Here is a 12,023-nt window from a genome sequence, read left to right on the forward strand (position 1 = left end):
AACGACAACGCCCCCACCCTCGGTGTCGAAAGGGGGGCGTTTTTATGATCGGCTATCAGTGATCGACAAAGGCAATTTTTAGCACAAACAGCAGCGCAACAACCACTACGCATGGGCTGATTTCACGCCAACGGCCAGTGCCCAACTTCATCAGGCAATAAGAGATAAAGCCCAGCGCAATCCCTTCAGTGATAGAGAAGCTGAACGGCATCATCACTGCGGTAACAAACGCAGGAACGGCTTCAGTCAAATCATCCCACTTCACCCGTGACAGGCTAGATGTCATCAGTACGCCAACATAAATCAACGCACCCGCAGCAGCATAAGCAGGCACCATACCGGCCAATGGTGACACAAACATCACCAACAGGAATAAGATACCAACGACAACAGCAGTTAAACCAGTACGGCCCCCGACAGACACCCCTGAGGAGCTTTCAATATACGCGGTCACCGATGAGGTACCGATAAAAGCACCGGCTACCGAGCTAATGCTATCCACGTACAGCGCTTGCTTCATGCGCGGGAATTTGCCTTTATGGTCGGTTAAGCCCGCTTTATCCGTGACACCAATTAATGTGCCAGATGAATCGAACAGGTTAACCAGCATGAAGGAGAAAATGATCCCCGCCATACTAATATTCAGCGCTCCGGCTAAATCCACCTGCCCGACCACAGAAGTCACACTTGGCGGCATGGAGAAAATGCCAGAGTAATGCACATCACCCAGTGCCCAGCCAATCAGTGTGGTTACCACAATCGACACCAGCACCGCAGCGTGGATATTGCGAGATGCCAGAACCGCGATAATAAAGAAGCCCAGCGCACCTAACAGCACACTGTGAGAAGTCAGATTACCGACTGCGACTAAGGTATCCGGGTTTGCTACCACGATACCGGCATTTTTCAGCCCCATCATGGCAATAAACAGGCCAATACCACTGGTAATCCCCACCCGTAGGCTCAGTGGGATGTTAGCAATCATCCAATACCGGATGCGGAAAATGGTCAGCAAAAGGAAACCGATTGCGCCCCAGAAAATAGCACCCATGCCGACTTGCCATGAAATACCCATCGCGCCGACAACCACAAAAGCGAAGAAAGCGTTAAGCCCCATCGCCGGAGCCAGTGCTACTGGTAAGTTAGCCAATAAGCCCATAAAGATGCTACCAAAGGCGGCAATCAGGCAGGTTGTCACGAAAACAGCCCGCACATCCATACCCGCAACCCCTAAAATCTGTGGGTTTACGAACACGATATAGACCATAGTCAAAAAGGTAGTGATACCGGCAATCAACTCAGTACGTGCCGTGGTACCGTGCTGTTTCAGTTTAAATACACGTTCGAGCAGCCCCTGCTCAGTATCAAGGTTTGGTTTACTCATTCGAAGAGTTCCACAGAAGGGAGTGATAGTCGGGGGATATCCTATAACAAAAAACTATTGTTTAGAGCGGGATCACACTCTTTTTTGGCTATTTTTTATCTTCACTGTTGCGCAACAACGCCTTCACCATGACTGTCTATTATTCAACCCGTTGTATTTTATTAATTTGTTATTAGTTTTTCTGCTAATAGGGTCAATAAACATCGCATTCTTACTCAGGATGATTAAAGTGAAGTGAACGTAGATCCGCACAATTAAAGGATAGGTAGAGTGAATAACATTGAATGCGTCATGTTCGATTGCGATGGCACCTTGGTTGACAGTGAAGTCCTATGTTGTCGTGCATACGTCGTGATGTTTGCCCATTACGGTATTCACCTGTCGCTGGAAGAGGTGATTAAGCGTTTTAAAGGGGTAAAACTGAATGAGATAGTCGCGCTGGTGAGTAAAGAGAACGGTCTGGATGAATCAATAGCAACGCTGGAAAAACTCTACCGCGCAGAGGTTGCACGCCTGTTTGATGCCGAATTACAACCTATTGCCGGGGCAAGAGCGCTCTTGGAGCAAATCACCCTGCCCGTCTGCGTGGTCTCTAACGGGCCGGTGAGCAAAATGCAGCACTCCCTTGGCCTGACTGGCCTGCTGTCTTTCTTTGATACGCGCCTCTATAGCGGTTACGACATTCAGCGTTGGAAGCCGGATCCCGCGCTGATTTATCACGCGGCAAAAGAGATGCAGGTTGCCGCCGAGCACTGCATTTTAGTGGAGGACTCCGCTGCTGGCACCCACGCGGGGATTGCCGCAGGTATACCGGTATTTTACTACTGCGCCGATCCACACAACCTGCCGATACACCACCCGCTAGTCACCATGTTTGATGATATGCAGCAACTGCCTGACTTGTGGCGCGAAAGAGACTGGCATATTACTCGTCATTAGTGTGCCGACGGCGCTGGTTTATTACTCAACCAGCGCCATGACCGTTTAATGGCACTTTGTTTCTTAATAGCATGCTGTGGGCTAAAGCGGCGGTTAAGGCCATTTGCCAATAAATCCAAAGCCAGGCATAAAGCGAAGTAGACCAACGCGACAAACAGGAACACTTCCATCGGATAAACCATGCTACGGTTATTGACCTGAGTTGCCAGAAAAGTCAGTTCATTCACCCCAACTATATAAGCCAGCGATGTGTCCTTAATCAATGAAATCCATTGATTGATAAATGATGGCACCATCATGCGCAATGCTTGCGGCAAGACCACAAACCATAAGACCTGCCAGCGGTTAAAACCTAGCGACAACCCAGCCTGCCACTGCCCAGCACCAATCGCCACAATCCCCGCTTTTACTGCGTGCGCCAGATAGGCGGAAGCAATCAATGCCAGTGCACACACTACCGTGGTGATTTCGGGTATATCCACACCAAATACAATTGGCAGCAGGAAATAGGTCCAAAAAATCAGCATTATCACGGGAATTGCGCGGAAAAAGCCTAAAAAAGCCGCCAATACGCCCGCCCAAACACCACGAGACATTGCCAGCAATACCCCCAGCACGGTCCCTAAGATTGCGGAAGCAACCCCAGCCATAATACTGATCAGCAGGGTTAATGCCGCCCCGCCCAGAGGGCCATCCGGGAAAGTACCCCACAATAGATAAGTCCAGTTATCGGCAATAATCGTAAAATCCATCTCAATGCCCCCTGATTGCGGTTCGCTGTTGACGCCACATGCCCCAGGCTTCAATCAACGCGATAATGGCGATATACAATACTGTTGCTACACCAAAGGCTTGAAATGTCCGTAATGTTTCGGTTTCAACCTGACGAGAAGCATAGGAAAGCTCAGCCACCCCGATAGCCATCGCTAAAGAGGAGTTTTTAATAATATTCATGTACTGGCCCAGCAATGGCGGCATGGCAATCTTCAACGCCTGCGGCAACACCACATGGCGCATAGATTGCCAGCCCGTTAACCCCAGCGCATGTGCGGCGTATTTTTGCCCTTTAGCGACACCGCTGATCCCTGAGCGTAATTCTTCAGCAATAAACGCCGTGGAATAGAGGGTTAGCCCGATAAAACCGGCCAAAAACTCAAAAGAAGGCCAGCTCAACGTGAGCCCGATAAAGGTGATTTCATGGGGCGTATTGAGCCATGGAACCCAAGTGGCGGGTAAAAACTGACTGGCAGCAAAATACCAAAAGAACAATTGGATTAGCAGCGGCGTATTGCGAAATAGCGTGCTGTAGCCAACAGCAAACCACCGCAACGCTTTGAGTTCGCTATCTCTGGCAGCAGCGAGCAAAAAGCCTAATAACGTGGCAGCAACCACCGTGCAGGCAGAAATCCACAACGTAAGCAGAAACCCCTGCCACAGCCAGTTAAGATATTGCGGGGCCAGCAACCAATCAGTGAGATGATGTAGATTCATAGGTCTTGATACCCATATCGCGCTAAAAGCATCTCAATAGCTATTATTAGCTGTGCTGTAAAATCCATCTTACCTATCCCCCATGGTGTTAATCACTAACGGATTACAATGCAAGCAGCCCCACATCGTGACAATGCAGGGCTTTAATGTTCTCACTTCAAGGACGATGGATATATTAGGCTTTAGGTTGCTGATCCAGTGGCGCAAACTTAAACTCACCGCGCGGCTGGGCTGCATTGGTTGCTGGGCCAAACCAACGATCATAAATCTTCGCCGCTTCGCCGTCTTTTTCCAATTTAACCAGTGTTTCGTTAACACTTGCCGTTAAACGCTCTTCACCTTTAGGAATACCAACCCCTTGGTATTCTTTGGTAATACTGAACGGTGAGATCTCAAAATCAGCTTTTTGTGCCGCCGGTAAGTTACCTAGCAGGCCGACAAGTTTCGCATCATCCTGGGTGATAGCTTGAACGTTACCATTACGCAAAGCAGTAAATGCCAGCGGTGTATCATCGTAAGAAATCACTTTTGCGGTTGGATAATGTTCACGCAGGGTAATTTCCTGAACCGTACCTTTATCAGCACCAATACGTAATTTGCCGATATCTTCAGGTGTCTTTAACACCCCTTTATGCGCAATAAATTTCTGACCCGTGGCGAAATATGGCAGGCTGAAGTTAACTTCCTTAGCGCGCTCATCGGTAATAGTGAAGTTTGCTGCAATCAGATCAACTTTCTTCGATGTCAGTAATGGAATACGGTTGGCCGGGTTAGTGGCGCGTAGTTCTACTTTTACACCGAGATCTTTCGCGATAGCATTCGCCACGTCCACGTCATACCCCACCAGCTTTTTAGTCTGCGGATCGATATAGCCAAATGGGGGGTTACTATCAAAAACAGCAATCCGTACCACACCTGCTTGCTTGATATCATCCAGTTTATCAGCGTGAGCCGCGCCAGAAAGCGTAGCCAGACCCGCTAACAGCGTTAATGCCAGAGCGCTTTTTTTTGTGGACAGAGATTGCTTCATTGAAAGCTCCTAAAGTGATTGAGATGTTGCGATATGGATAAGCTATCAATTCGGCGTTAGGTCAGGAAATAATATAAAACGATATGTTTATAACCAATTAATCTCAGTCAATTAGTCTGATTATATTGGCAAGGAAAGAGGGATCGGTGGCAAAGGAAAATCAGGAAAATGGGGAGCCTTAGAATGCGCCAAAAAACCCGATTCTGAAACTGTCGGCTAAAAAATGCTGTGTATTCAGTAAATAAAAAAATAACCGATGAAAAAACAACCTATATCGTGAACAAAAAACACGATTGAAGCCCTATAATTTGGCCCAATCGCGTTATTAGCATGTATTAGAAAAAAGTGAATTTGCAGAATTATTTGCTACTGGAACTGACATCAGATGTGGCTTCTTCTGCATTAGCCTTTTCCTGAGGGACGACTACAGCAGGTTTTACTTTAACCTTGTTTTGGCTGGCGGGTTCTTCTGTTATCTCAGACTGACCAATAAAGACGCCGCCTTTCTTGATTGAGAAATTGCTACCTTTCACAATGCCGTTTAAACGGCCATTCTCCAGAATTTCCAGATGATCAGAAATGCAAACCCCCTCAATCCGCCCATCTACCGTAATGTGCGGAGCGGTTAAATTGCCCTCTATCTTGCCACTGCGCATCAGCCGAATGGTGCCATCACTCACGATAATATCGCCGGTCACCACACCATAAATTTGAATATCACCATCAAGCTTAACATCACCGGTTAATTGCGTACCTGCGGCAATAATGGTATTTGTTTTAGCTGTATCCGGTGACAAATCAGTTAATGGTGAATGAACTTTATGGGGAATATTAGTCACAGGAAACACCTCGTTATTACTGTTGGTTTTCTTTTTAAACATAATTTTTATTAAGATAAAGATAAGGAATAGAGTAGGAGCAAGTAGTAGAAAGAAAAATAAATTGTAGACTATATAGCTCACTAAACATGCTATCCATAGCACCCAACATAGGCTAAGCGTTACATTTTTGTGCGTATACAGACTCATGTTCACTTATCCCGCTCCCGCGTAAAAACATACTAAAAATAATTACATTAAGCTGAATTTAAAATATCACCGAAAAATTCCGATGTGGGAAATATACCTTCCGCCAAAAGGAAAATATATTTCCCATTAATGATGAAGTCATCAGTAATATATAAAAACAGAGAAACACAATGCTATTTAATTATGTCAATTAATTAGGATTTAGAATATAAACAAACATGAAACAATATAGAATATATTGTTCAAAAAAGGAGGGAAAATACAAAACTGATCCCCAACCCGCCTAATCAGCCAGATTGATTGGGGAAAACGTTATTTTTCAGTTTTACTGGAAAGCAGTTTTTCTAAATCATCACCACCGAGGTGGCGGAAATCCTGCCCTTTGACGAAATAGAAGATAAATTCACAAATATTCTGACAGCGGTCGCCAATGCGCTCAATGGAGCGAGCACAAAATAGGGCAGTCAGCACACTTGGGATAGTTCGCGGATCTTCCATCATATAGGTCATCAATTGGCGTACGATGCCTTCATATTCCTGATCGACCTTTTTGTCTTCACGATAGATACGGATGGCCTCGTCCAAATCCATACGTGCAAAAGCATCCAGCACATCATGCAGCATCTGTACCGTATGGCGGCCCAAAGATTCAAGACTGACCAACAAAGGTTGATGCTGATGAGAGAATTTTTCCAGCGCGGTACGGCAGATCTTGTCTGCTACGTCACCGATGCGCTCCAACTCAGAGATAGTTTTAATAATCGCCATCACCAAGCGTAAATCACTGGCCGTAGGTTGACGTTTGGCAATGATGCGCACACAGGCTTCATCAATAGCCACTTCCATCATATTGACCTTTTTATCGCCGGCAATCACTTGTTTCGCCAGTTCACCGTCCTGATTATGCATTGCGGTGATCGCATCAGATAATTGTTGTTCCACCAGTCCACCCATGGTCAAGACTTGGGTGCGGATATGTTCAAGTTCTGCATTGAACTGGCCGGAAATATGTTTATTCAGATTCAAGTTATCCATAATACTTCCCGTACATGTAAGAAGGCGAAATTGATGTATACCCTAAATAATTCGAGTTGCAGGAAGGCGGCCAACACACATGCAACTTGAAGTATGACGGGGATAGGCCGATCAGCCATAGCGACCAGTAATATAATCTTCCGTCTGTTTTTGTTGTGGCGCAGTAAACAGGGTATCGGTATCACTGAATTCGATTAGCTCGCCCAGATACATAAATGCAGTGTGATCTGAACAACGGGCAGCTTGCTGCATGTTATGCGTCACAATAACCACGGTGTAATCGGACTTCAACTCACTGATCAACTCTTCAATTCTGCCAGTAGATATAGGGTCCAGCGCTGAGCAAGGTTCATCCAATAGCAATACATCCGGGCGGATAGCGATACCACGGGCAATACACAAACGCTGCTGCTGCCCGCCAGACAAGCTATAACCACTTTGGTGTAACTTATCTTTGGTCTCATTCCACAATGCCGCTTTGGTCAGCGCCCATTGCACCCGTTCATCCATATCAGCACGCGACAAGTTTTCAAACAGTTTCACACCAAAAGCGATGTTATCGTAAATCGACATCGGGAACGGGGTCGGTTTTTGGAAAACCATGCCAACCTTAGCCCGCAACAACGCAATATCTTGTTTATCCGTCAGGATATTCTGACCATCCAATAAGATATCGCCTTCAGCACGTTGATCAGGATACAACTGATACATTTTATTGAATGTACGCAGCAGAGTAGATTTACCGCAACCTGATGGCCCGATGAATGCAGTGACCTGATTCTTAGCAATATCCAGCGAGATATTCTTCAGCGCATGGAATTTGCCATAGTAGAAGTTCAGATCGCGAACCTGGATTTTGCTGTTATTGATGTCAGTAGCCATACTCATCAAGACTTCTCTCTTTTAGCCAATGCCGCCGTAGCCGCATTTTGAAATTTATTGGCGATTCGGTATTTTCATTAATCAATGCTGATACTTACGCAGCCGATCAATACTTTTTCTTCGCAAAAATAACCCGAGCCAGAATATTCAGTAACAATACGCACAGGGTAATTAGCAGCACCCCAGCCCAAGCCAGTTGTTGCCATTCGGCAAACGGGCTCATGGCAAATTTAAATATGGTGACTGGCAAGTTAGCGATAGGCTGGCTCAGATCGGTACTCCAGAACTGGTTGGAGAGCGATGTGAACAGCAGCGGTGCTGTTTCACCGGCAATACGTGCTACCGCGAGCAAGATACCCGTCAAAATACCGGAGATAGATGCTTTCAGCGTAATAGCCGATATCATGCGCCATTTCGGTGTTCCCAAGGCATAGGCAGCTTCACGCAGGCTATCTGGCACTAACTTGAGCATATTCTCAGTAGTACGGATAACAATTGGCACTTGTAATAACGCCAATGCAATCACCCCAGCCCAACCGGAGAAGTGCTCCATCTTGGCAACCACGATGGTGTAGACAAACAGACCGACCACGATGGAAGGCGCTGATAGCAAAATATCATTTATAAAGCGGGTAATTTCCGCCAACCAGGATTTACGGCCATATTCAGCCAGGTAAATCCCCGCCATGATACCCAGTGGGGTGCCAATGACAGTGGCCCACAAAATCAATAAACCACTGCCGGCAATGGCGTTAGCCAAACCACCACCCGCAGTATTGGGTGGCGGTGTCATCTCGGTAAACAGCGCCAAAGACATACCATCGATACCTTTGGTCACGGTGGAGAACAAAATCCACACCAACCAAAATAAACCAAACGCCATGGTAGCCATTGAAAGCAGTAGGGCTATACGGTTCTTTTGGCGACGCCAGGCCTGCTTTTTACGGCGAGTTTCCAGCAGCGTCGCATCACTTTGCATATCCATCGTCGCCATCTTAGCGCCCCTCTTTCTTAGCCAGACGCAAAATCATTAACTTAGATAAAGCCAGCACGATAAAGGTAATCACGAACAATATCAGACCCAACTCCATCAACGCTGCGGTATGTAAACCGGACTCAGCTTCAGCAAACTCATTCGCTAACGCGGAGGTGATACTGTTCCCCGGCATGAAGAGTGAGAAACTGTCGAGTTGGTAGGTGTTACCGATAATAAAGGTTACAGCCATGGTTTCACCCAAAGCGCGCCCCAGGCCTAGCATCACACCGCCGATCACACCGTTTTTGGTGTAAGGCAACACAATGCGCCAGATAACCTCCCAGGTGGTACAGCCAATGCCATAAGCTGACTCTTTCATCATCACCGGGGTTTGTTCAAACACATCGCGCATAACCGCTGCAATGTAAGGAATAATCATGATGGCCAGGATGACACCTGCAGCCAGAATACCAATACCGAATGCCGGGCCTGAGAACAACACCCCCACAATCGGGATACCAGACATCACATTGCCGACGGGTTCTTGGAAATAGCGGGCAAATAAGGGAGCGAAAACAAACAAACCCCACATCCCGTAAACAATACTGGGGATAGCCGCTAATAGTTCGATAGCCACACCCAGTGGGCGTTTTAGCCAGTTAGGGGCCAGCTCAGTCAGGAACAGGGCAATACCAAAACTGACGGGGACCGCAATAAGTAAGGCGATAACAGAGGTGACAACCGTACCGTAAATCGGCACTAATGCACCAAACTGCTCAGCCGGGGCATCCCATTCTTTGGTCCACAGAAAAGCCCAACCAAATTTTTGAATACTTGGCCAGGAAGCAACAATCAATGAAATGATAATGCCGCCCAGCAGAAATAGCGTAATCAGCGCAGCCAGTTTAACCAGCGCGCTGAAAATGATGTCACCGTATTTGCTCGGTGCTTTGGTAGTCGGCTTGTAATCAGCCATAGACTCTCTTCTCATCCTTCCCGTCATACTTCAAGTTGCATATGCGTTGGCTGCTTTCGTTACTCGGCCCGTCCAATGGGCTTCGCCTCTGCGAGGCCACCTGGGGATTATGAGCCTCATCAGAGGCTCACCCTACAGACCAGCGCAGGAGCTGTTCAAAATGGTTTACAACCAATTTGTTGCTCAATTGCCGCCTTCCTGCAACTCGAATTATTTAGGGTATAACCTTATAAATAACCGATTACAGGAAAAACTAACCTCAATCAGAAGATTGGCTTACCGCTGCTGTCTTTTACATTGGTTTTCCAGGCCGCACGAACCTGTTCAACCACTTCTTTTGGTAATGTGGCGTAATCCAGTGCATTAGCTTGTTCAGCACCGTTTTTGTATGCCCAATCAAAGAACTTCAATACTTCAGTGCCTTTAGCCGCATTTTTCTGCTCTTTGTGCACCAAAATGAAAGTCGTTGAGGTAATTGGCCAAACCTCACCACCTTTCTGGTTGGTTAAGTCTTGAGCAAACGTTTTGCTCCAGTCTACACCTTTGGCCGCAGCGCTAAAGCTTTGCTCTGTTGGGCTGACCGGTTTGCCATCGGCTGAAACCAGTTTGGTGTAAGCCAGGTTATTCTGTTTGGCGTAAGCGTATTCCACATAACCAATGGCACCTGGCAGGCGCTGAACAAATGCCGCGATACCATCATTACCTTTGCCACCTAAACCAGTCGGCCAGTTAACCGTTGAGCCGGCACCCACTTTCTCTTTCCACTGCGCGTTCACTTTAGCTAAATAGCTGGTGAAAACGAATGAAGTGCCAGAACCATCAGCACGGCGCACCACTGCAATATTTTGGTCCGGTAATTTAACGCCCGGATTCAATTTAACAATCGCCGGGTCATTCCACTTTTTCACATTACCCAGATAAATATCACCCAGTGTTTTACCGTCTAAGGTCAGTTCACCAGATTTGATACCAGGGATATTCACGGCCAGCACCACACCGCCAATCACTGTTGGGAATTGGAATAAACCTTCAGCAGCCAGTTTATCGTCCGCTAAAGGCGCATCAGAAGCACCGAAATCAACAGTATTAGCAATGATTTGTTTCACGCCGCCTGAAGAACCGATCCCTTGATAGTTAACTTTGTTACCTGTTTCTTTCTGATAAGAATCTGCCCACTTGGCATACACCGGCGCGGGGAATGTCGCACCTGCACCTGTCAGGCTTGCAGCAGCGAACGCGGACACAGTGGTCATAGATAAAGTCGCTGCCACAATGCTGGCTACGGTGGTACGCATCAGTTTCATAATCCCTCCTAATGGGATATTAGAATTAACTCTATACCAAAGAACTTGGTATTGCAGGATGAGCCGACTAACGAACCAAGCTGACAACGCTGCAACTTCAAGTACAAAGTGTATAAATTGTTTCATCAGATTAAGTATGGTGCAGGAGGGAAAATAGGACAGTTTAATGACAGAAAAATGTACGTAATATTACAGTTATATGACAAGCCAACAGAGTTAAAACAAAATCATTATTTATCATTATATTAGCGTGATTTTTTATCTTTTTATTCGTGAGAATTTCAGTTGTGACCGTGATTGACCACTATTCAAAGTCTGAAAGCAACCGGGGGCCGGCGGAGATATTTCTCACGCGCATAGCCACCTTAGCCAAATCGTACATCGCAAGCCGTGTCGTCATAGCAAAGCAACCAACATCGAATTTATGTAAAAGAAAAGCGCATAATAAAGCTCGATTCTTAGACACCATTATCGCAGTCAGCGGTTTATTTGGTCGTTAACACAGCCATTTTTGTGATTTTAACCACAAAATACGCAGAAATCGTTTCTGATAAAATAACGTCGTTTTTATCACGTTTAATCCATTATATTAATGAATAAATTCAATTGAATGATGCTGTATTTATTCTCAGCGCTGGGGATATTCAACAAGTTGGATGAGTAAACGTAAGATAACGGAAATAAGGAGAGGAAACTCAATAAAAATACGAATATAAAGCCTATTTTTCATTCTCATCACCATCCTACGGTGCACACTTTTCCAGACGGCCCACTCTATTATTTATTTCCCCCAGTGGTTTTTTTTTGCATTGCTGCTAACATTATTTTCTAAGGTTATGATGCTAAGTAACTCTGTATTAATTTATTCTATTGAACACCTTCACCATTTTAATAAATTCTCAATATTACACACAAAAAAGCTATAGTCTCAGGGGGAAATATCTCTTTCTTAACAACGGACTGGCTCTTTCCGGGCCA

The 12,023-nt window shown here is 46.0% G+C and carries 11 protein-coding genes; 1 reads left to right on the forward strand and 10 read right to left on the reverse strand.

Going from position 1 to position 12,023, the window contains the following annotated elements; genetic code table 11:
• Positions 1-55 precede the first annotated feature (55 nt).
• Positions 56-1,384 carry an NCS2 family permease gene (locus A6J67_RS03185; RefSeq protein WP_005186735.1) on the reverse strand — a complete coding sequence of 443 codons (1,329 nt, stop codon included), beginning with the start codon at positions 1,382-1,384 and terminating at the stop codon, positions 56-58.
• Positions 1,385-1,654: 270 nt separating this feature from the next.
• On the opposite strand from A6J67_RS03185, the gene yieH reads away from it, so the two are divergent.
• Positions 1,655-2,323, forward strand: coding sequence for a 6-phosphogluconate phosphatase (gene yieH / locus A6J67_RS03190; RefSeq protein WP_050297637.1), 669 nt, complete (start codon positions 1,655-1,657; stop codon positions 2,321-2,323).
• Here the strand turns inward: yieH and A6J67_RS03195 are convergent.
• From A6J67_RS03195 to pstS, 9 genes are all read right to left on the reverse strand, one after another.
• Positions 2,320-3,075, reverse strand: a complete 756-nt coding sequence (locus A6J67_RS03195; RefSeq protein ID WP_050297636.1) for an amino acid ABC transporter permease — start codon at positions 3,073-3,075, stop codon at positions 2,320-2,322. The genes yieH and A6J67_RS03195 overlap by 4 nt on opposite strands.
• Before the next feature lies 1 nt (position 3,076).
• Positions 3,077-3,814, reverse strand: coding sequence for an amino acid ABC transporter permease (locus A6J67_RS03200; RefSeq protein WP_042568847.1), 738 nt, complete (start codon positions 3,812-3,814; stop codon positions 3,077-3,079).
• 175 nt (positions 3,815-3,989) lie between these two features.
• Positions 3,990-4,844: an ABC transporter substrate-binding protein gene (locus A6J67_RS03205; RefSeq protein WP_005186728.1), complete on the reverse strand. Its 855-nt coding sequence runs from the start codon at positions 4,842-4,844 to the stop codon at positions 3,990-3,992.
• A gap of 359 nt (positions 4,845-5,203) precedes the next feature.
• Positions 5,204-5,872: a bactofilin family protein gene (locus A6J67_RS03210; protein WP_050297635.1), complete on the reverse strand. Its 669-nt coding sequence runs from the start codon at positions 5,870-5,872 to the stop codon at positions 5,204-5,206.
• 312 nt (positions 5,873-6,184) lie between these two features.
• Positions 6,185-6,907, reverse strand: coding sequence for a phosphate signaling complex protein PhoU (phoU, locus tag A6J67_RS03215; protein ID WP_005186726.1), 723 nt, complete (start codon positions 6,905-6,907; stop codon positions 6,185-6,187).
• A 111-nt stretch (positions 6,908-7,018) separates the two neighbouring features.
• Positions 7,019-7,795 carry a phosphate ABC transporter ATP-binding protein PstB gene (pstB, locus tag A6J67_RS03220; RefSeq protein ID WP_004713904.1) on the reverse strand — a complete coding sequence of 259 codons (777 nt, stop codon included), beginning with the start codon at positions 7,793-7,795 and terminating at the stop codon, positions 7,019-7,021.
• A gap of 100 nt (positions 7,796-7,895) precedes the next feature.
• On the reverse strand, positions 7,896-8,783 hold the full coding sequence (gene pstA, locus A6J67_RS03225) for a phosphate ABC transporter permease PstA (protein WP_005186725.1): 888 nt from the start codon (positions 8,781-8,783) through the stop codon (positions 7,896-7,898).
• A gap of 1 nt (position 8,784) precedes the next feature.
• Positions 8,785-9,741, reverse strand: a complete 957-nt coding sequence (gene pstC, locus A6J67_RS03230; protein WP_005186724.1) for a phosphate ABC transporter permease PstC — start codon at positions 9,739-9,741, stop codon at positions 8,785-8,787.
• A gap of 263 nt (positions 9,742-10,004) precedes the next feature.
• Positions 10,005-11,045, reverse strand: coding sequence for a phosphate ABC transporter substrate-binding protein PstS (pstS, locus tag A6J67_RS03240; protein ID WP_005186722.1), 1,041 nt, complete (start codon positions 11,043-11,045; stop codon positions 10,005-10,007).
• Between the last annotated feature and the right edge of the window lie 978 nt (positions 11,046-12,023).

It is taken from the genome of Yersinia sp. FDAARGOS_228 (assembly GCF_002073315.2).
GTDB classification, from domain to species: Bacteria; Pseudomonadota; Gammaproteobacteria; order Enterobacterales; family Enterobacteriaceae; genus Yersinia; species Yersinia intermedia.